The following is a 20,060-nucleotide window of genomic DNA, read 5'->3' on the forward strand; positions in this document are numbered from 1 at the left end:
ACGCAAAGCGAGCATCAGACGGAAGCAAAAGATTGCAGGAATGAGCAGTGAATACCTGGAAAAGGTACTCAATGCTGGCCTCAACAAATTGGGTGAATTTTAACAATATGTTCACGCTCTCGCCCTGGCTACTACCTGCATGGATTATCAGCAAGATCCAAGAAATCCCACAGCTCACAACCGGTTTAGATCTCCGTACTATGGCCTTCCAGGCGGTTGCGCGCAGACTACATTGGTCTGAGTTCGTGGGAATGGCATTCCTATGGTTGGGTCTCTTGATTGCCTGTCTCAAGCTGATGGCAACGGAGCTGGAACCGAGCCAACACCATCCTGGCCTGCTTGGTTTTCTGGCTCGCTTGCTGGCACGGTGGAGCGACTAGACAAAAAGCTGGTAGATGTAGTTCAAACATCCGGGGGAGAACCCACTGCCCCCAGCCATTATGATATTATTGCCATCTAGCCTCGCACGGGTATGTTTTGTGAGCTGCACACCCTTTCATCAAAGAATAAGTGGAAAAAAGTTACCATAATGGTAAATAATGTCAGTGCCTACACAGGGCAACTACCCGCAGAGGGCGCATCTGATGCCGAGCGTCGTCTAGCAGGACCCCTTTATAGCCCAGTCGATGTGCTGGCAGTGTTGTCAAGCGGGAGCACTACCCCATGGACAAGAGATTGCAAGAGTGACTTGCAAGGATTGGCGTTTGACGAGGCTGATATTCAACAGTTGCTGCGTGACACACTGCAGCATGGGCGGTACCTCAATTCTCAATGGTGTGTACAACGCCCAACTGGCCCTTGGGCTGCTTGTGACGCATACCAGTTAGGCCGAGATGAGTGGAATGAGTACGCGCACAGGGATTTGCGCGTGGAGTACTACATCAAGTTCGCGATAGGTAAAACAGGCAAGATACTACTGTTGGTATCGGCCCACGTGCCTACACGCTAGGAGGTTCAAGATGGCTGCAACCGTATGCCCGATTTGCGAATCGGGCCATCTGCATCATCAGATCGAAGAGATCGAAGTCGAATACATTGGTCACACTGCCACACGCCCAAGCCACTACTCTGTGTGTGACGCTTGCGGTAGTGAGCAGGCAACGGCTGCCGACTTGCGGCACAACAAACGAGATACCCTTGCGTTTAGAAAAATAGTGATAGGACTTCTCACTGGTGCCGAAGTACGAGCATTACGGCAACGCTGGGGGATGACCCAAGAAACCGCTGCTCGTGTGTTTGGTGGTGGTCCTGTCGCATTTTCCAAGTATGAAGCGGACGATGTCATCCAGTCTGAAGCAATGGACAAGTTATTGAGACTTGCTGATGAGATGCCCTTGGTTCTGCAACGACTGAGACGAGATGCAGGGGTCGTGTATCAAGCACAAGATCCATGGCAGATCGTTGCTATCGATATGGCAAACGCCGGACATCAGCAAGCAGTCATCAAGACCAGACGTAGCTTCCAGCATGAGGTTAGTTATGGCTAAGGCCACCAAGGTATTGCAAGAGGCCATTGACGCTCTTGTTATCAACGATGTCTACTTGCATTCCTCACATGCAGCTTGCTTTGATGATTTTGATCCAAAGTACTTCGGCGATATGGATTTATTGCAGGTGCAGCAAATGCATATTGTTGAACAAAGCCAGTTATTGACGCTGGATGAAGGGAAAGAACTGCTGCGAGTCTTTATCCGTATGGGCACTCGCTGGATTCAGCCTGTTACAGAGGGTGAACATGACGAAGAAAGTGAGCCTCAAATCAAGGCAATCATCGAAGCCGACTTTGTTGCAGAATACCAAGTCAAGACTGCGCTATCGCAAGACTGCATAGATGCGTTTTCCTTGCAAAACGCTAGCTATCATGTATGGCCTTACTGGCGAGAATATCTCTGCACCCAATGTGAACGGATGAGATTACCCAGAGTTGTTTTACCCACTTTGCAAGTTCCTCGCTCAAATAAGTAACCACTCGCACAATTAACGCTGCGACCACTTTTTCAGCGCCTCCAGCACTTTAACGGCCAGAGGTGCGTCCAACCATCCCACCTCGGCAACCCCTACCCCACCGTTTAAACGGGCAGTCATCCGTTGAACCCAGTGGTTCAGGGCGGTTTCAGAGCCATCCCTGACGATACCAAGGCGGGCCATCTCGCACCAAATGGCCCTGATCTTGGCAATTTCATTGACCCTGAGATGGCTACCGGCCGCTGGACTTAACCGTTTGTTGGCCGTATGGCGAGCAGGCTTGGGCGTAAAGCCCGCCGCCTTGAAGGCAGTCAGCACCTGTTCCAGTTCGCCCTCGCTCAACAGGGCAGCACTGCGCTTGCCGGTGTGGCTGGCCAGCAGATCGCGGTAACACTCGTCATCAAGTGCCAACGCACGGCGCCCCACCTGTACCAACCGGATCAATCTGCTGCGCTTGTCCATCACCTATCCCCTCCCGTTCTGTCTTGCTGTCATGGTGCAGCGCGGGCCACTCTCAGCTGTTGATAGTGTTCATTGAGACACCCCCGACACCAGCTGGAGAGCCGGGTGGCATCGCTCGCCAAACCGAAAAACTCGGTATCCCATGGCCAGAATTCGCCGCAACGGGGGCAGCGCTGCTCCAGCCCCAGTTCGGTGATACAGGCCCGGCCGCTTTGCAGGCGGCGAGCCAGAATATGGGGGGCCAGCAGGGGGCTATAGATGGCCATGACTGACCTCCCCCATAACGGCCCTATCCCGTTGCAGCTCGGCCACCAGTTGCCAGCGCATCTGGCAGGCTTCTTGGGCCAGCGCATGAAAGCCACAAGCCCGTGCCTCTCTATCGAATTGCTTGAGCTGTTTGCACACAACCCGTTTATCAGGGGCTGCCTGTGCAATGGCTGCCGCGCTGAAAATCTTGGTAAGCCGAATATCCATCTCTGTTTTGGTCATCGCCGAGCTCCTTTATCGAGGCGGTGAACTCCTGGGCTGCGCTTTCACGTTTTCCATATCGGATTCCTCAGTTGGCCAAAAACAGGCCGGTGCACAGACCAGCAATGAAGGCCCCATAAACGGCGGCCATCACGTTGACCAGCAACCAGAAGGCGGCTTCGTGGTTCATACCGCCCCCAACTTGGCTTGTTCCCGGCCACTCCCCCCTGCATTCAGCTCAACCTTCATCGCCGCCATCAATGCATGGATCGTCTTCATTGCATTGGCTGAGTCATGGGCGTTACCCCGCTCAACCAGCGCGAACAACTTCTTGGTCTGCACTAACATTCGACTTTTCATCTGCTTCTCCCTAGCTGCTCATCAGTACCCGGCCACCACGCCGAGCAGACAGGACGGCAGGCCGCCCTGTTTCGCCCCCTCATTGCTCAAACTTGAGCGGCATCACGCCCTGATACTCCTCTTCATTGAGAGGAGCGGGACCCAGCCCCAATGCCCAGAGCAGGGCGGCTTTGATACCATCCTCATAGGTGTCGTCGGGGTAGCAGGTGCCCTCGGTTTCGGTGATCTGCTCACAGAGCAACAGTTGTTCTTCGGCTTTTTCCACGTTGATTTCCATCGCGCATACCTCTCTTACAACTTGGCCAGATCCAGGCTCATCTGGACGTAACGGCCCTGGCCGTCCCGCTCGTAGAGCCGCAGATATTGACTGGTGCCGGTCACCTGAATGGCGTCGGCGATCGCCTGCATGGCCTGCTCCCAGTCGGCATCCTCGATATTGAGCTGACGCAGGGAGAGCACCTGGTTTACGTCGATATGACCCGCCTTGGAGACCCGAAACGCATGGTCAACCAGTGCCCGCAGCTTGGCGTCGGCACCATCGCTCCAGCGCGCGATGCACTGGTCGATCAGCGTTTTGGCTGCCTGGATCCGTTCATCAAATTTGCGGTGCTCCCCCACCGCCCGGATCAGCTTGTAACGACCGTCGAAACTGAGCAGGGTCACGTTGCCCTTGGTGCCGCCCCACGCCACCCCGTACTGCTCGGCCGAGAGATCTACAAAGTCAGCGATCTGCTGCATGGCGTTTATCTTGAACGCCGCCAGGCGGGAGCGTTCTTCACGGGCGGCCGCGATGATGGCCATCACCACCTCGTCGCGCAGCTTGTCAGCCGAGGCAATCAGGTTTTCCGGTACCCAGTGCCCCTGGGCGTTCTGACGCATCGGGGTCGAACTGCTGGTGTATGCTTCTTGCATGACTCTCTCCTTGATTAATCCCGTTTTATTCCGGTGGTTGTCCTTACTGCCGCCAGTGCAACAGGCAGCCACCAAAACGCACTAGGGCCACATCGCGCACCACACCCCCCAGGTACTCCCGCCCCCACACAGCCCGTTTGGTCATCACTTCGGGCAGGGGGCCTGTCACCGCTAACAAGGGGGTATGACACACCCGGCTGGTGCTCACCTTGCACCCGTTCGCCGTCAGCCAGATCTGCAACTGCTCGGCAGTTTTTTGTAGATTTCTGTTCATCCCGCTCTCCTTGTGATGCCCATCCCTGTGCCCACAGGGCCCGCTGGTTTACTGGTTATTCTTCTCGGCCCGGTCGAGCAGCCGGTTGTACTTGATCCCCATGATCTTGAGCTCCTCCGCCAGCAGCTCGGTCAGGATGCGCAGGGACGAACTGGCATTCTCTCCATCGCTTTTTGCCTGTCTGCGTAACCGCGAAAGAGTGGCCTCGGCGTCATATCTGGCGCTCCTGTCCATGCCTTTGTTGTGAGGCTCAACAGAGATGCGCATCGGCCGACGCAGTTGCTGCTCCTCACCCAGTTGGCTATGGGGACAACCGCTGCGGCACGCCTTCCAGAGTTTGATATCCATCGGACTGCTGCCCACGTCACGAGGACCACGCCGCTGATGGGCGAGACACTGATGCACCGGTATTTCGCCCAGAATGGGGCACATCACCTTGCTGCCCATCAGGGCCCCTTCCACCAGGGTTTGTACCCTTACCATATCGCCGGGGTATTTTTCGTTGCAGACCTGGCTGATGGTGGTGCGAGAGATCCCCAGTTTCTCTGCCACCTGAGCCAGCGAGCTGGCCGCCACTTCGGCCTGCAACACCTCAAGCCACGTGTCCATGTGGTGCCTCCTTCACATCAAACTGATAAAAATGCTGCTCGTTCTGATCCCAACATCCCCCCTGTTTTGCTCGCACCATAGGGGCAAAACGTCCGGTATCACGGATCAACTGGTAGCGGTTCTGATCCCCTTTCACCTTGAAGCGCTCTATCTTGTCCACCAGCCGGACATATCCAGCCCTAATCAAAAAGGTGGTGTAAGTGCTGGCGCCACTGTCATCGACTCCAGAGGTAATCGCGAGGTCACTCAGAGTGAAAAAACGGCTGATCTTCATGGTGTTCCACATCTTTTGCTGCACCGTCTTTCGATGAATACGGCGCTTTTTCCGATGCTTTGTCTGGCGATTCCCTGAGCCAAACTGCGGCACGTTAGATGGGTCAATCACCTGATAGCGGCTCCCGCGAAACGATATCCGCCGACCAAACGGCTTTTGATACACGCAGCGCAAATGGCTACTTGCCAGCCAACGGCGCACAATCAGATAGACATTTCCCAACTTGAGCTGGCTCCCCTCTACCAGCTCAAACAAGTCGAAAGAGTCCTGCTGACACATCCAGTGCCATGCTTCTTCTGCATTGCTATTTCTGATTTTTCCAACCACTGGAATCCCTCCCGTGCTTTGTTTTTATTGGCTGTAGCCTGACGGCTAGCGACTGCGGCGCACGTCATGGAGCAGTTCGCTGGCGTCCACATCCTCCAACCGGATAATCCGGGCATCAGAGGCCATGGCCATTTTCTCGATCTTGTCGAGGGCCGAGACGATGGTGCGCACCACGCCATTGGAACGCTTGCGGATGAGATCCAGCAGGGCATCGTCGATCTCCACGTCCACCTCCAGCATTTCGCTGGCTATCAGGGACACGTCTTCCAGATCGGCGGGTTTGAATTCAATCCACTGAGAGATGCGGTTAAACAGCTGCTTGCGCTGGCTGATACGGCGGGCAATCTCTTCCATGCCCACCAGGATCAGGGGTTGTTCGGTGGCGTCGTAGATATCGCGCAGTGTCTCCATGATGCGGGCATTGCCGACCACGTAATCGGCCTCATCCACGAAGATGGCCAGCTCTTCGGCACGGACGGATTCGATGATGCTATCGACCTGAGCACGCAGGTTGTGGCGCTGGGGAATGCCGATCTCTTTGGCGATCTGCTCCAGCAAACTGGTCACAGTGTCGGCCTTGTAGCAGCGGACATAGATGCCGTTCACTTCGTCCTGGTTGAACAGCCACTCCACAGCGGTGGTCTTGCCAAAGCCGGAGGGGCCGTGGATTAGCCCGATACCCGGCACTATGCTGGAGCGGTTGAGCAAGTTGTCGAGCAGTTGCTCGGTCTTGATCATGTTTTTGACTTCAACGATCTTGTGTTTCATCGTGGTTTTGTCCTTTGTTTTTGGGTCTTTTCGGGCTAATCGCTAAGCTTTTGCCTGGGTGTGGCGGATCGCCCGAACATCATCCAGATGGCGGTTAATCCGTTTCGCCATCAGCTTGTGGCTGTAGAGGTACCGGGTCAGCCACTCCCTCTCCCGCTCTGTCAACGGGGCATCCAACTCCTTCTCTGCCAAACAGATGGCCTGTTCGTACTCGGTCTTGAGCGCTCTCGATTCCTGCCCTGCCGTTGCTTGCTGGCGGGCGGCTTTCTCTTCTCGCCTGGCCTCAATGGCGGCAAGTTCTGCAGCGCTGAACTGAGCCGGTTCACCGGGGACGGCAACGCCCGATAGTGCAGCTAGGGCCAGGTTATCGAGGGTGAGATCACTGCGTAGGAACTGGGCAATATCCCGCGCCTGGGAGACGAAGTGGCGCACCACATCCTGATGGAGCTGGTCGATGCCAAAGGTCTTGGCCACATTGCGCATCTCGCGGCGAAAACCGGCCAGTGCCTTGGCATCGGCACGTTTGGCGGCACGGAAGGCATCCGGGCTGACACCATTGCCCAGCAGTTCGATGTTCACGGCCTCGATCCGCTCGTTCCAGTCGCCTGTGCGATACAAGATGGCGCGACCCACATCGCTGGGGTCGAGGAACACGCTGACCCGCTGGCTCTTCCAGTTATGCTCCAGCAGTTCTGGGGCCGTGTATTTGAGCCCGCCGGCTTTGATGAAGCCTTTGGAGACGGTGGCCTCGCCGATGTGGTTAAGCAGCAGATCCAGCGCAGACTCATCGCCAATGGCCCGCCGCTGATAGCGGGCATGACCATATTTCTCGTTGGGGGTCATCCCCAGGGAGCCATGCTTGCGGTTGTGGTAGCGGGCATCGAGCCAGTTATCGAGCAAGCTCTGCAGCTCACAGGCCGTCATGGCCAGCTCGAAGATCTCCTTTTCGGCATCCGCTTTGCGTTTTTCTTCCAGACGCTGGGCAAAGCTCTTGCGTGCCTCGATCACCTGCCGATCGGCCACGCAGTGGCCGATATAGGAGGGCAGCAACTCGATAAGGCCGTGGCTCAGGGTGCGAAAGAAGCGCTCTATGTGCGGTTTTTCCCACCCCGAATAGGCGTTGGAGCGGCTAACGTTCATGCCGAGCAGAGTGCAGATGGACATGACCCGCTGACTCACATAGTCAGAGCCGTTATCGGTGCGCATCACGCCGTTATCGTTGAGGGTGCCCCACGCCAGCAGCGTCTTGCGCAGCAGCAGGCAGATCCCCTCGCTCGATGAGCTCTTGGCCACCAGCAGGCGCACCCGACGGGTATACACGTCGATCACGGCGATGATGCTGTGACGACCATCCACCAACATGGCGTCGACCGGCGTGCTGTCGAACTCCCACACGTCGTTGGGCTGAGCCATCCAGGGGTACATCTCCTCGATCGCGCTGCGGTATTTGTTGTTGTAGGCATCCGGGTTGGTGGCATAGGTAAAGGCCACCTTGTTGTCTGCCAACCATTTCACCATCCAGCGACGCAAGGAGGATTGGCTGGGGATGTGCCATCCCAGCTGATTCATCTCGTTGTATTGGCTGGCAAGTTCGTGCAGGGCTCCCCACTTGTTGGCCAGATGGGGTTTGGCGGTAACCAGTGCGGTGAGAAACTGGGCCAGATCCGGGCTCTGCTCGACGGTCGATGGCCGCTCCCGCTGGTAGTTGCCCGCCAGGGCTGCGGGGCCTTCGTCCGCCAACGCACTCTGCCAACGGCGCAGGGTGATCAGGCTGAATGGTTTTTGCCGGTCATAGACGCTCGCAGGGAGTGACAGGCTGCGGGCACGGTAAGCCTCAATAAACGCACGCCGACCCACCTCCCCTTGTTGGCAAGCTTGATAGGGTGCCAGGAAAATATCGGCGGCCTGGAGGATCAGCAGTCTGGCATCGACCTTCTGGCGAGCGCCCTCCCCCAATGTCAGCAATTTGCGGCCTGCCTCCGGTTTGACCGGCACCTCACGCGCCAACAGCTTGGCCATGGCCTTGCCACCTGCCGCATGATCGGTCACGGCTTGACCTTGTGCGGCCACGGCTTGCTCTGCCAGATAACGGCGGGCTTCGATCGGCAGTGAGCTGATGTGGTACTCGGCCCCTTTGCCTTTTTCGCGTTTGCGGCTTTGCCACTCTTCACGCTCGGCCTTTTTGCGCACACCATCGGGGTAAGCGGGCATGCCGGCCAACCCGGCCAACGCTTGGGCGGTGTACCAAGTGCTCATTGGTCACCTCCCAGCAGATCGATCCCAAGCGACTCGGAGAGCAAGGCCATGATGGAGCGGCTTTCCCGACGCTTGGGGCTGACACCCTTGGCTGGGGCATAGTGTTTGATACAGCGCTGTACGGCTCTGGGATGCAGCCCTTTGGCGCGGGCCCAAGCAGCTTGGGAATATCCACGTTTTATGAGCTCAGCCCTGATCCACTCTGGTGTTTTCCCTGACATACTCACCCCGTTTCGGTATCATCAAGTGTCGCGGTGCGCGTCTTCACCATTCATAAATGAATGAGTTTATGTCGCCATGCGTCACATATGAATGATTGATCACCCCAAAAAGATTGACAAGTCTTTTTGTGCGGAATTTTTTGTCTGTCGAATCACCAGCATTAGCTACTAGCCGAGAATTCCTTGTATGTCAGAGCGTTATGAAGAAAAACCACAAGCAGTACAAAAAGACGGTGAGGTATCTTTTCTGACGGCTGGAATGGATACTCTGAGTGACCGTCTGGATGAGCTTCGCGGGAGTCTGAGTTACAAGGCATTCGCCAAACAGGCGGGGATGAGTGAATCGGGGATGCGTAAATACTTCCCTCCGTTCAATTCACTGCCCACCATCGACAAGGCGCTGCGCATCGCGCGGGTGTTCAATGTCAATCTGGAGTGGCTGGCCACCGGTCAGGGCCCGAAACATCCTGATGGAACGGGCGAGCAGATGGTGCAATGTGAGGAGTTTGATGAGGAGTACGCGCTGATCGATGGCTACCATGTCACCGTCAGTACCGGCCATGGTGCGTTTAATGATGATCATGAGGTTAAACGCAAGCTGGCCTTTCGCCGCAAGTGGCTCACGTTTCGCAAGTTAAACCCGGATAACCTGGTGGTGGTCTTCGCCAAAGGCGACAGCATGGAGCCCACCATCCACTCTGGTGACTCTATCCTGGTCGATATCAGCAAGAATCAGATCGAAGATGGATCCATCTTCGTGTTGCGCCTTGGCGAAGAGCTCTATGCCAAGCGCCTGCAGAAAAACTTCGATGGCGGGATCACTATCATCAGCGACAACCGCGATGATTACCCCCTGCAGGTCGTTCCAGCCAACCAGCTGGAGAACCTGACCGTGATCGGCAAGGTAGTCTGGGCAGGGCACGATTTTTTTTAAACTGTCGCGCTTCAAAACGGGCTCTAAACAGTAGCTTTAACTCCGTTTTGAAGCGCCAGATCCTGTTTTTCATTTCCAGCGCATTCACGCCAAGAGTCACGCACCGTCTTTCATTTTGGTACCGCGCGCACCTGGCGCCTTCCGTTCCCCCTCCAAGCCTTGTCAGCCTTGAGTTTGTCCCGCGATCTCCCACTTACTTTCGGTTGCTCCCGGCTTTTTCATTCTCAGTGGTCGGTTACAGTTGAACTGCGGGGAAAATGAACAGATTCACGGCCCGCACGGCCAAAATCGGGCTGGCCCCGGGGCGCGGCTTTGCCGTGGTGGCGGACGAAGTGCGGCAACTGGCCGCCAAAAGCGCCAGCACGTCCCGGTAGCGCGGGACAGATCAGCTGTCGGCGATAACAGGCTCGCGTACCTTGCGCCGAGCAGGCAGTTGCCCAACAGCAATACCCAGCAGAACGGCGCCACAGGCAAGCCACTGCAGCGACGTCAGGGTTTCACCGAGCAGCAGATAAGCCAGCAACAGGGTAAACACCGGGATGAGGTTCACATAGGCCGCCGCCAGCGTCACCTTGACCTGGGTCACCGACCAGTTGTAAAGCAAGTAGGCCCCGAGCGTCACAAAGGCACCGAGGAAGACGATGACCACCATGTCCTGCCAGGCCCAGGCCGTCGGCCAGGGCTCGCGGAAAGCGAAGGGGGCAAAGAAGAGGGTACCGATAAACGCCTGCAACGCGGTCAGGGTCAGCACGCTGTAACGACTGGAGAGCTTCTTGAATACCACTGAATAGATGGCGGCGCACAGCATGGCCCCCATCTCCAGGCTATTACCGAGCAGGGCGTTGGGGGCAAACTCGTCCACTCCACTGCTCAGCCCCAGCAGGGCGATGCCGACGATGGCGATGGCAAACCCGAGCAACTGGCGGCGACTGACCCGCTCCCTGAGCAGCACAAAGGCAACCAGGGCCACGATGAGCGGTAACATGGCACAAACCATGCCCGCCTGCCCGGCACTGGTGTAGCGCAGGGCATTCACCTCCAGCAGGAAATAGAGGCAGGGCTCCAGTCCCCCCATCAGGGCCAGCCAGCGCCAATCCCCTTTTTGACAGGTGAAATTGCCCAGATAGCGGTAACAAAGCAGCCAGCAGAGCGCGGCCACGCTCATGCGCATGAACAGCACCTGACCGAAGCCCCAGATCCCCAACACGTGCTTGAGGGCGATAAATGAGCTGGACCAGAGCAGCATTGCCAGGGTCAGGGTAAAAATGGGTAAAGGGCGCACATTTCCTCCATGAAATTGGCCATTTGAATAATAACCATGCGGCCTTGCGGTTGTTTAAGGAGACCTAAAATCAGATAATACCGCCGCCTTCAAACCGGATAACCCATCTCCCATGACTGAGTACCTGCTTTTATTGGTCAGTACTGTGCTGATTAACAACTTCGTGCTGGTGAAGTTTCTCGGCCTGTGTCCCTTTATGGGCGTCTCCGGCAAGCTGGAGACCGCCGTCGGCATGGGGCTGGCGACCACCTTCGTGATGACGCTGGCCAGCGCCAGTTCCTATCTGATGGAACACTATATCCTGATCCCGCTGAACATCGCCTACCTGCGCACCCTTGCTTTCATTCTTGTGATCGCCGTCGTAGTGCAGTTCACCGAGATGGTTATCCGCAAGAGCAGCCCGACCCTCTATCGCCTGCTTGGCATCTTCCTGCCGCTCATCACCACCAACTGTGCCGTGCTGGGCGTGGCGCTGCTGAGCATCAACGAGCGTCACAACTTCCTTCAGAGCATCATCTACGGGTTTGGCGCAGCTGCAGGCTTCTCGCTGGTACTGATACTGTTTGCCGCCATGCGTGAACGCTTGGTGGCAGCTGACGTTCCCACTCCGTTTCGCGGGGTGTCGATTGCCATGATCACCGCCGGCCTGATGTCGCTGGCCTTTATGGGCTTTACCGGCCTTATCAAGATATAGCGCTATGACTCACATACTCTTTGCCGTTCTGGTGTTGGCTTTGCTGGCCCTGGCCTTCGGCATCATTCTGGGCTTTGCCGCCGTCAAGTTTCATGTAGAAGCCGATCCCATCGTCGATCAGCTCGATGCCCTGTTGCCACAGACCCAGTGCGGCCAGTGCGGCTACCCTGGCTGCAAACCTTATGCCGAGGCGCTGGCCAATGGCGATCAGATCAACAAGTGCGTGCCCGGTGGCGATGCCGCCATGCGCAAGATAGCGGACCTGATGGGGGTAGAACCCCAACCGCTGGGCAGTGCAGAGACCGCCATCCCGGTCAAGAAAGTCGCCTTCATCCATGAAGATCAATGCATTGGCTGCACCAAGTGCATCCAGGCCTGTCCGGTCGATGCCATTGTCGGTGCCACCAAGGCGATGCACACCGTCATCACCGACGAGTGCACCGGCTGCGATCTCTGTGTCGATCCCTGCCCGACCGACTGTATCGAGATGGTCCCGGTGCCGACCACGGTCGACAACTGGAAGTGGGATCTGGCCAAGGTCGCCATTCCGGTCAAGATAGTGGAATAAACAGCGGAGTAACCATGCAGCATCTGCTCGAACGCATCAAAGCCGGCACTCTGTGGGATTTTCACGGCGGCATTCACCCTCCCGAGAACAAGCACCAATCCAGCCTGACCCCGGTGGTGGACGCGGGTCTGCCGCCCCAGCTCATCATTCCGGTGCGCCAGCATGCAGGTCCGTCTGGCGATCTGCTGGTACAGGTCGGCGACAAGGTCAAAAAGGGTCAGCCGCTGACCCGCTACGACAAGGGGCGCATCGTGCCGGTGCACGCCTCCACCTCGGGCACCATCACGGCCATCGGCCACCACACGGTAGCGCACCCCTCCGGCCTCGATGATCTCTGCATCACGCTCACCCCGGATGGGGAAGATGCCTGGGGTGAGCGGCAGGGCCGCAGCGACTACTGGAATCTGGAGCGGGGCGAGCTGCTGGAACGCATCCAGCAGGCCGGCATTGCGGGCCTCGGCGGCGCCGTGTTCCCGACCCACAGCAAGCTGGACGGTCGCGGTCAGCTGACCGAGATCCTCATCGTCAACGGGCTGGAGTGCGAACCCTATATCAGCACCGACGATCGACTGATGCAGGAGTATGCCGACGAGATCATGGACGGCATCCGGGTGCTCAAGCATCTGCTCAAGCCCAAGCTGACCCTGATCGGGGTGGAAGACAACAAACCCGCCGCCATCGGCGAGCTGACCCGTCACGCCACAGATGAGGATGTGCTGGTCAAGACGGTGCCGACCAAGTACCCCTCGGGCGGTGCCAAGCAGACCATAGAGCTGCTTACCGGCCGTCAGGTACCCAAGGGAGGCCGGGCGGTGGACATGGGCATCATGGTACTCAACGTGGCCACCGTGTTCGCCATCAAGCGCGCCATCCTCGACGGCGAGCCGCTCATCTCCCGCATCGTCACCCTCACCGGTGATGCCTTCAAGAAGCCGGGCAACGCCTGGGTACTGCTGGGCACACCAGTACGCTGGCTGTTGCAGCGTTTCGAGCTGCAACCCGAGGCGGACCAGCGGGTCATCATGGGGGGCCCCATGATGGGTTTCACCCTGCCCCACGCCATGGTCCCCGTGGTCAAGGCCACCAACTGCCTGCTCTCCCCGACCCGGGCCGAGCTGCCGCCCGCCGGTCCCGAGCAAGCCTGCATCCGTTGCAGCGCCTGTGCCGATGCCTGCCCGGCCACTTTGCTGCCCCAGGAGCTCTATTGGTACAGCCGCGCCAAAGAATACGACAAGGCAGAAGCGCTCAGTCTGTTCGACTGTATCGAGTGCGGCGCTTGCGCCTGGGTCTGCCCGAGCGAGATCCCGCTGGTGCAGTACTACAAGATTGCCAAGGATGATATTCGCGAGGCGCGTGCCGAGGCAGAAAAAGCCGAGCGTGCCAAACAGCGTTTCGAGGCCAAGCAGGCCCGGTTCGAGCGGGAAAAAGCCGCCCGCGAGGCTCGTCACGCCGAGGCGGCAGCCCAGCGCCGCCAGGCCATGACAGCCGCAGGAGGCGAAGACCCGGTCGCAGCAGCCCTGGCCCGCATCAAGGCCAAGCAGGAGACGACCGCCAGCACAGCGGCTGAGCAGCCCGACAACAGCGCCATGATGGCCGCCCGCGAGGCACGCAAGCAGGAGGCCCTCGCCCGCCGCGCCGCCAAGGCGGCCAGCGGCGATGAGCCCGCCGTCATTGCGCCCACGCCAGAGGCGCAGGATCCGAAAAAAGCGGCCATCGCTGCAGCCTTGGCCCGTGCCAAGGCCAAGAGGGCGGCTCAAACCGCCCCTGACGAGGCAACCGCTGATACATCGGCCGCTGCGGCTGCCCCTGTCACAGAGGCGACACCCAGCGCCGAGGCCGATCCCAAGAAAGCAGCCATTGCCGCCGCCATCGCTCGCGCCAAAGCCAAGAAGGCCACGCACGCTGCGGATGAAAACATCGCCGCCGCGCCCGAGTCGATTGCGACCGAACCCGAGCGGGGACTCGACCCCGCACCGGCTCCGGCCGAGATCGACCCCAAAAAGGCAGCCATTGCCGCCGCCATCGCCCGCGCCAAGGCCAAGAAGGCCGCGCACGCTGCGGATGAAAACATCGCCGCCGCGCCCGAGCCGATTGCAACCGAACCCGAGCGGGGACTCGATCCCGCACCGGCTCCGGCCGAGGTCGACCCTAAAAAGGCAGCCATTGCCGCCGCCATCGCTCGCGCCAAGGCCAAGAAGGCCGCGCATGCTGCGGAGGAAAACATCGCCGCCGCACCCGAGCCGATTGCGACCGAACCCGAGCGAGGCCTCGACCCCGCACCGGCTCCGGCCGAGGTCGACCCTAAAAAGGCAGCCATTGCCGCCGCCATCGCTCGCGCCAAGGCCAAGAAGGCCGCGCACGCTGTGGAGGAAAACATCGCCGCTGCGCCCGAGTCGATTACGACCGAACCCGAGCAGGGCCTCGACCCCGCACCGGCTCCCGCCGAGGTCGATCCCAAGAAAGCAGCCATTGCCGCCGCCATCGCCCGGGCCAAGGCCAAGAAAGCGGCGCACGCTGCGGATGAAAACGTCGCCGGGCCTGACGCAGGTGTCGTCGCGGACGCGGATACCCGCCAGGCAACAGCACAGGTACAGGTCGTTACTGACGCCGATCCCAAGAAAGCGGCCATTGCCGCCGCCGTGGCCCGCGCCAAAGCCAGAAAGCTGGCTGCCGACGCCGCGCTGCAGGCATCCCCTTCTTCATCGACCGACAAGAGCCACTGATCCATGTTCAATATCGCGAGTGCGCCGTTTGCCCATAACCGCAAACAGACCCAAACCCTGATGTTGCTGGTGATCCTGGCTTGCCTGCCCGGCCTGCTGGCCCAGATCTGGTTCTTCGGCTGGGGTTCCCTTATCCAGATCCTGCTGGCGCTGGTCACAGCGCTGGGTGCAGAGGCATTGGTGCTCAAGTTGCGCCGCCGTCCCATCAAGCCCGCCCTGATGGATGGCAGCGCGGCGCTGACCGCCGTGCTGATCGGCCTCTCCCTGCCTCCCCTGCTGCCCTGGTGGATGCTGGTGCTCGGTACCGCCTTTGCCATCATCATCGCCAAGCACCTCTACGGCGGGCTGGGTCAAAACCTGTTCAACCCGGCCATGGTGGCCTATGTGCTGCTGCTGGTCTCCTTCCCGGTACAGATGACCAGCTGGCTGCCGCCGTCGGGCATAGCCGCCTATGGGATCGGCTTCGGCGATGCGGTGTCCGTCATCTTCACCGGCTTCAGCCTGGACGGCTACAGCATGGCGCAGCTCAAGCAAGGGGTGGATGGCCTCACCATGGCCACCCCGCTCGATACCCTGAAGACCGGGCTGACCCAGGGGCTCACCGCTGGCGAGGTGATGACCCACGCCGTGTTCGAGGGCTGGGGCGGTATCGGCTGGAGCTGGGTCAACCTCGGCTACCTGTTGGGCGGCCTGTTCCTGCTGCAACAAAAAGTCATCAACTGGCGCATTCCGGGAGCTATTCTGGGCTCCTTGCTGCTGGCGGCAACCCTGGGTTATCTGATGACGCCGGATGCCACCGCCACCCCCATGTTCCATCTGTTTAGCGGCGCCACCATGCTGGGGGCCTTCTTCATCGCCACCGATCCGGTGAGCGCCAGCACCACCCCTCGTGGACGTCTGGTCTACGGCGTGCTGATCGGCGTGCTGGTCTACCTCATCCGTCGCTTTGGCGGCTACCCGGACGCCTTCGCCTTCGCCGTGCTGCTGGCCAACCTCTGTGTACCGCTGATTGACAGCCTGACGCGCCCCAAGGTCTACGGAGCCCGCCGCAAATGAGTAACATTCTGCGGATAACCCACCTCTGCGTGGCCACGCCGAACGACCACCTGACACGCCTCAGGGGAGATGGAGCACGTCGTACATGACCCTGGCGCAAACCCCACTCTCAGGAAAGATCCAATGTTAAAGAGCATGCGCAAAAATGGCGTCACCCTGGCGCTGTTTGCCCTGGCCTGCACCGCCGTGGTGGTGCTGACCAACGAGCTGACCCGTGACCGGATCGCCCATCAGCAGCAGCTGGAGAAGCTGCGCACCCTCTCGGCCCTGTTGCCGGAGGGGAGCTATGACAATGATCTGGTGGCCAGTTGCAAGCAGGTGCAGAGCAGGAGGTATCTGGGCAGCGATCAGGCCATGCCGCTCTACACCGCGACCCTGCGGGGCGAGATCACCGGCTATGCGCTGGAAACCGTGGCCCCCGACGGCTACAGTGGGGCCATTCGTCTCATCGTCGGCACAGATGCCAAGGGTAACGTCAGTGCGGTACGGGTGCTGGCCCACAATGAGACACCGGGCCTTGGTGACAAGATAGAATTGAAGAAATCGAGCTGGATCAACAGCTTTTCTGACAAGTTCCTCAACCACGACAACGAGGCAAGCTGGGCGGTGAAGAAGGATGGCGGTGAATTCGATGCCTTCACCGGCGCCACCATCACCCCCCGCGCCGTGGTCAAGGCGGTGAAGAACCTGCTGCTGTTACAACAGGAGCACCCTGAATTGCTGCGGGATGCCCCCTCCTGTGACCCCACCCCATAACACCGGAGCACAAGCCATGGAACAAGTCGATGTGATTGACGGGCTGAGCCCGGTCAGCGAGGGCAATGGCCGTCGTGAAGAGCTCAAGGAGCTGATGCTGCAAGGGCTGTGGAAAAACAACCCCTCCCTGGTGCAGGTGCTGGGGCTCTGCCCCACCCTGGCGGTCTCCTCCACCTTTACCAATGCGCTGGGGCTGGGATTGGCCACCATGGCGGTGCTGGTCAGCTCCAACCTCACCATCTCCCTGGTGCGCAACCTGGTGCCCAAGGATATCCGCATTCCCGTCTATGTGATGATCATCGCCGCCCTGGTGACCAGCGTGCAACTGTTGATGAACGCCTACACCTATGGCCTCTATCAGGCGCTCGGCATCTTCATCGCCCTGATCGTCACCAACTGCGTCATCATAGGCCGGGCCGAGGCGTATGCCTCCAAGAACCCACCCCTGCTGGCTACCCTCGACGGCTTCATGATGGGGCTGGGCTTTACGCTGGTGCTGCTGGTGCTGGGGGGGCTGCGGGAGATCATCGGCATGGGCACCCTGTTTGACGGTGCTGATCTGCTGCTGGGGGATTGGGCCAAGTCCTTGCGCATCGAACTGTTCCACGCCGACGCCAGCCTGCTGCTGGCGATCCTGCCTCCCGGCGGCTTCATCGGCCTGGGCCTGATGATCGCTGGCAAAAACGCCATCAACGACTGGCTGGGCCGCAAGCAGGCTGCCGACAAGGCACACGCCGACGTGCCGGCTGCGGTCACCCGCGCAACCCAGCTCTGAGACAAGAGAGATCCATGAACAACCAGAAACGCAGGCTGATCCTGGAACGGCTGCGGGACGACAATCCCCACCCCACCACAGAGCTCAACTTTCACTCGCCGTTCGAGCTGCTGATCGCCGTGCTGTTGTCGGCCCAGGCCACTGACGTGAGCGTCAACAAGGCCACCGACAAGCTCTATCCGGTGGCCAATACCCCGGCCGCCATGCTAGCGCTAGGGGTGGACGGGGTGAAGCAGTACATCAAGACCATTGGCCTGTTCAACACCAAGGCCGAGAACGTCATCAAGACCTGTGCCGTCTTGCTGGAGCGTCATGGCGGCGAGGTACCGGAAAACCGCGAAGCGCTCGAAGCCCTGCCAGGGGTCGGTCGCAAGACGGCCAACGTGGTGCTCAACACCGCCTTTGGCTGGCCTACCATCGCCGTCGATACCCACATCTTTCGGGTGTCGAATCGCACCGGCTTCGCGGTGGGCAAGAACGTGGATCAGGTGGAAGAGAAGCTGCTGAAAGTGGTGCCCGCCGAGTTCAAGCTGGACGTTCACCATTGGCTGATCCTGCACGGTCGTTACACCTGTCTGGCTCGCAAACCGCGCTGTGGTTCCTGTATCATCGAGGACCTTTGCGAGTACAAAGAAAAGATCTACCCGGAGAGCTGAACACACGGTCCTGCACACCATGCGGCCACATCAGTCGATCCGGGTTCTCCCTTCTTCTATCGAATATCAGTACAACGTTAATCCTATCTGGAGAGCCAAGTCATGAGAATCCTGCATACGATGTTACGCGTCGGCGATCTGCAACGCTCCATCGACTTCTACACCCGAGTACTGGGGATGAAACTGTTGCGCAAGAGCGAGAACAGCGAATACAAGTACACGCTGGCCTTCGTCGGTTACGGCGACGAGAAGGATGAGTCCGTCATCGAACTCACCTACAACTGGGGCGTGAGCGAATATGAGCTGGGGTCGGCCTACGGCCATATTGCGCTGGAAGCAGACGACATCTATGGCACCTGCGATGCGCTGCGTGCCGCCGGCGCCAAGATCACCCGCGAGCCGGGCCCGGTCAAGGGCGGCAAAACCGTCATTGCCTTCGTGGAAGATCCGGATGGTTACAAAATTGAACTGATCGCCAAGAAAGACACAGGCACAGGCCTGGGTGACAGTGTCTAAGGCATCACCAGGACAAGATCCCCATAAAAAAGAGCGCCACAGCGCTCTTTTTCATTGAAGGGTCACCGCCCATCAGATGGCGCCATTGCGCCCCATGTTGATCACCACGCGCCGGTTCTTGGCGCGACCACCTTCGGTTTCGTTAGAGGCGACGTGCCGCTTCTCGCCATGCCCCTCTACCGAGATCTTGCCGGGTTCGATACCCAGATCCACGAACACCTTCTTGATGGCATCGGCCCGCTTCTCGGAGAGTTTCTGGTTCGGCCAGCGACCGCCATAGCTGTCGCTGTAGGCGTCGATCACCACTACATCGATACTCTTGTCGACCTTCACATACTCACCGATCATAGCCAACCGCCGTTTGGAGGCCAGCGACAGCTCGTCGCTGTTCTTGTCATAGGTGAGCACGCTGAAGGCGATGTCATTGAAGCTGTATGGCAGCAGGCTGTTCAGGCAATCCACGAACGCCTGATACTTGACCCGGAAGTTGACCGAGGAGAGCGACACCCGCACCGGTCGATTCTGGCGATACCAATCGCGATACTGGAAGGTCGGCATGCGCCCCCCCTCAAGCTCGTCCAGCATGGTCCAGGCGGTCTGCCCCTCCACCAGGCCATCGAACTGCTGGTAGAAGCGCAGCTGGCTCACTTCCCGTCCGGCGATGCCGGGTCGCCAGACTGGTGGCATGATCCCAAGACTGACCGTCTGGGTCCGGGCCTGCTGGCGCAGCCCCTTGAGTTCAAAATCCAGATTGATCCGGCGGCTGGCCCGGCTGACGAAGGCTCCCGTACCCCAGTTGGGAATGGGGTGTTCGAGGCGGCACTCCACTTGCGTGTCCGAGGTCAGGCGCCAGACGGATTGATCCAGGCCGGCACCAAACTCGGTAACGCCCGCCTGTAACTGCATACTCACGGATATGCTGACCAACCCTAACATCCAAGCGTTCAACTGCCTGCCCTCCACACGATCTCACGTTAGGTATCGGCAAGGACAAAACAAGCTTTAGGGCAAACCACTCAGTGGGGGACAGAACGCGCCATCAACTTGAAACTGGCAAGCCAGCAGATCCCGCTCGGCGAGCTATTGTCAAATCTGGTGTATGGAGTCGGTCAGGCGGCATTCCTGTCTGACTCATCCAGCACCTGTACTCCGTCCTTGAATTTCACGTTGTTTACCACCAACGTCAGCAGCACAAATCCCTTGA

Annotated in this window: 24 protein-coding genes and 1 other RNA gene; 11 read left to right on the forward strand and 14 right to left on the reverse strand. The window is 59.0% G+C overall.

What is annotated here, in order from left to right; translation table 11 throughout:
- The first annotated feature begins 959 nt into the window (after nucleotides 1-959).
- A complete protein-coding gene (locus GWQ22_RS17875; protein ID WP_275931147.1) occupies nucleotides 960-1,487 on the forward strand; it encodes a type II toxin-antitoxin system MqsA family antitoxin in 528 nt (175 codons plus the stop codon).
- The gene (locus tag GWQ22_RS17880; RefSeq protein ID WP_275931148.1) at nucleotides 1,480-1,965 is read left to right on the forward strand and encodes a hypothetical protein; all 486 of its coding nucleotides are present in this window, start codon (nucleotides 1,480-1,482) and stop codon (nucleotides 1,963-1,965) included. Before GWQ22_RS17875 ends, GWQ22_RS17880 begins: the two co-directional genes overlap by 8 nt.
- A 12-nt stretch (nucleotides 1,966-1,977) precedes the next feature.
- On the opposite strand, the gene GWQ22_RS17885 is transcribed toward GWQ22_RS17880, so the two are convergent.
- From GWQ22_RS17885 to GWQ22_RS17940, 12 genes are all read right to left on the reverse strand, one after another.
- Nucleotides 1,978-2,427: a regulatory protein GemA gene (locus GWQ22_RS17885; RefSeq protein WP_275931149.1), complete on the reverse strand. Its 450-nt coding sequence runs from the start codon at nucleotides 2,425-2,427 to the stop codon at nucleotides 1,978-1,980.
- Between the two features lie 29 nt (nucleotides 2,428-2,456).
- On the reverse strand, nucleotides 2,457-2,693 hold the full coding sequence (locus tag GWQ22_RS17890) for a hypothetical protein (RefSeq protein WP_275931150.1): 237 nt from the start codon (nucleotides 2,691-2,693) through the stop codon (nucleotides 2,457-2,459).
- The gene (locus tag GWQ22_RS17895; protein ID WP_275931151.1) at nucleotides 2,680-2,916 is read right to left on the reverse strand and encodes a hypothetical protein; all 237 of its coding nucleotides are present in this window, start codon (nucleotides 2,914-2,916) and stop codon (nucleotides 2,680-2,682) included. The genes GWQ22_RS17890 and GWQ22_RS17895 overlap by 14 nt, the downstream gene beginning before the upstream one ends.
- A gap of 165 nt (nucleotides 2,917-3,081) precedes the next feature.
- The gene (locus GWQ22_RS17900) at nucleotides 3,082-3,255 is read right to left on the reverse strand and encodes a hypothetical protein (protein ID WP_275931152.1); all 174 of its coding nucleotides are present in this window, start codon (nucleotides 3,253-3,255) and stop codon (nucleotides 3,082-3,084) included.
- A gap of 8 nt (nucleotides 3,256-3,263) precedes the next feature.
- Nucleotides 3,264-3,332: hammerhead ribozyme type II (locus GWQ22_RS17905), an RNA gene on the reverse strand.
- Nucleotides 3,333-3,334: 2 nt separating this feature from the next.
- Complete coding sequence (locus tag GWQ22_RS17910) at nucleotides 3,335-3,532, reverse strand: hypothetical protein (protein ID WP_042037306.1); 198 nt, start codon at nucleotides 3,530-3,532, stop codon at nucleotides 3,335-3,337.
- Between the two features lie 14 nt (nucleotides 3,533-3,546).
- Nucleotides 3,547-4,167 (reverse strand): DUF3164 family protein, encoded by a 621-nt coding sequence (locus tag GWQ22_RS17915; RefSeq protein ID WP_275931153.1) that lies wholly within the window; start codon nucleotides 4,165-4,167, stop codon nucleotides 3,547-3,549.
- Between the two features lie 43 nt (nucleotides 4,168-4,210).
- Entirely contained in the window at nucleotides 4,211-4,441 is a 231-nt protein-coding gene (locus GWQ22_RS17920) for a hypothetical protein (RefSeq protein WP_042037308.1), read from the reverse strand.
- 48 nt (nucleotides 4,442-4,489) lie between these two features.
- The gene (locus GWQ22_RS17925; protein ID WP_275931154.1) at nucleotides 4,490-5,050 is read right to left on the reverse strand and encodes a transcriptional regulator; all 561 of its coding nucleotides are present in this window, start codon (nucleotides 5,048-5,050) and stop codon (nucleotides 4,490-4,492) included.
- A complete protein-coding gene (locus GWQ22_RS17930) occupies nucleotides 5,034-5,651 on the reverse strand; it encodes a hypothetical protein (RefSeq protein ID WP_275931155.1) in 618 nt (205 codons plus the stop codon). Before GWQ22_RS17930 ends, GWQ22_RS17925 begins: the two co-directional genes overlap by 17 nt.
- Nucleotides 5,652-5,696: 45 nt before the next feature.
- Nucleotides 5,697-6,419, reverse strand: coding sequence for an ATP-binding protein (locus GWQ22_RS17935; RefSeq protein ID WP_005353404.1), 723 nt, complete (start codon nucleotides 6,417-6,419; stop codon nucleotides 5,697-5,699).
- A 42-nt stretch (nucleotides 6,420-6,461) separates the two neighbouring features.
- Nucleotides 6,462-8,675 (reverse strand): DNA-binding protein, encoded by a 2,214-nt coding sequence (locus GWQ22_RS17940; protein WP_275931156.1) that lies wholly within the window; start codon nucleotides 8,673-8,675, stop codon nucleotides 6,462-6,464.
- 408 nt (nucleotides 8,676-9,083) lie between these two features.
- On the opposite strand from GWQ22_RS17940, the gene GWQ22_RS17945 reads away from it, so the two are divergent.
- Nucleotides 9,084-9,830, forward strand: coding sequence for a helix-turn-helix transcriptional regulator (locus GWQ22_RS17945; RefSeq protein WP_084204659.1), 747 nt, complete (start codon nucleotides 9,084-9,086; stop codon nucleotides 9,828-9,830).
- Between the two features lie 385 nt (nucleotides 9,831-10,215).
- Here GWQ22_RS17945 and GWQ22_RS17950 read toward each other — a convergent pair whose 3' ends face one another.
- Nucleotides 10,216-11,112 carry a DMT family transporter gene (locus GWQ22_RS17950; RefSeq protein ID WP_275931157.1) on the reverse strand — a complete coding sequence of 299 codons (897 nt, stop codon included), beginning with the start codon at nucleotides 11,110-11,112 and terminating at the stop codon, nucleotides 10,216-10,218.
- Nucleotides 11,113-11,224: 112 nt separating this feature from the next.
- Between GWQ22_RS17950 and rsxA the strand changes: the two genes are divergently transcribed.
- From rsxA to gloA, 8 genes are all read left to right on the forward strand, one after another.
- A complete protein-coding gene (gene rsxA, locus GWQ22_RS17955; RefSeq protein WP_042036724.1) occupies nucleotides 11,225-11,806 on the forward strand; it encodes an electron transport complex subunit RsxA in 582 nt (193 codons plus the stop codon).
- A 4-nt stretch (nucleotides 11,807-11,810) separates the two neighbouring features.
- On the forward strand, nucleotides 11,811-12,374 hold the full coding sequence (gene rsxB / locus GWQ22_RS17960) for an electron transport complex subunit RsxB (RefSeq protein ID WP_042036721.1): 564 nt from the start codon (nucleotides 11,811-11,813) through the stop codon (nucleotides 12,372-12,374).
- A gap of 14 nt (nucleotides 12,375-12,388) precedes the next feature.
- Nucleotides 12,389-15,097 carry an electron transport complex subunit RsxC gene (gene rsxC, locus GWQ22_RS17965; RefSeq protein WP_275931158.1) on the forward strand — a complete coding sequence of 903 codons (2,709 nt, stop codon included), beginning with the start codon at nucleotides 12,389-12,391 and terminating at the stop codon, nucleotides 15,095-15,097.
- Nucleotides 15,098-15,100: 3 nt separating this feature from the next.
- The gene (rsxD, locus tag GWQ22_RS17970) at nucleotides 15,101-16,153 is read left to right on the forward strand and encodes an electron transport complex subunit RsxD (protein ID WP_042036714.1); all 1,053 of its coding nucleotides are present in this window, start codon (nucleotides 15,101-15,103) and stop codon (nucleotides 16,151-16,153) included.
- A gap of 123 nt (nucleotides 16,154-16,276) precedes the next feature.
- Complete coding sequence (gene rsxG, locus GWQ22_RS17975; RefSeq protein WP_042036712.1) at nucleotides 16,277-16,909, forward strand: electron transport complex subunit RsxG; 633 nt, start codon at nucleotides 16,277-16,279, stop codon at nucleotides 16,907-16,909.
- Between the two features lie 16 nt (nucleotides 16,910-16,925).
- Nucleotides 16,926-17,684 (forward strand): electron transport complex subunit E, encoded by a 759-nt coding sequence (locus GWQ22_RS17980; protein ID WP_042036711.1) that lies wholly within the window; start codon nucleotides 16,926-16,928, stop codon nucleotides 17,682-17,684.
- A gap of 14 nt (nucleotides 17,685-17,698) precedes the next feature.
- The gene (nth, locus tag GWQ22_RS17985; RefSeq protein ID WP_275931159.1) at nucleotides 17,699-18,340 is read left to right on the forward strand and encodes an endonuclease III; all 642 of its coding nucleotides are present in this window, start codon (nucleotides 17,699-17,701) and stop codon (nucleotides 18,338-18,340) included.
- Nucleotides 18,341-18,442: 102 nt separating this feature from the next.
- A complete protein-coding gene (gloA, locus tag GWQ22_RS17990; RefSeq protein WP_275931160.1) occupies nucleotides 18,443-18,856 on the forward strand; it encodes a lactoylglutathione lyase in 414 nt (137 codons plus the stop codon).
- 72 nt (nucleotides 18,857-18,928) lie between these two features.
- Here the strand turns inward: gloA and GWQ22_RS17995 are convergent, their stop codons facing one another.
- Nucleotides 18,929-19,804 (reverse strand): OmpA family protein, encoded by an 876-nt coding sequence (locus GWQ22_RS17995; protein ID WP_181364610.1) that lies wholly within the window; start codon nucleotides 19,802-19,804, stop codon nucleotides 18,929-18,931.
- Between the last annotated feature and the right edge of the window lie 256 nt (nucleotides 19,805-20,060).

This window comes from Aeromonas sp. 1HA1, from assembly GCF_029237385.1.
GTDB classification, from domain to species: domain Bacteria; phylum Pseudomonadota; class Gammaproteobacteria; order Enterobacterales; family Aeromonadaceae; genus Aeromonas; species Aeromonas popoffii.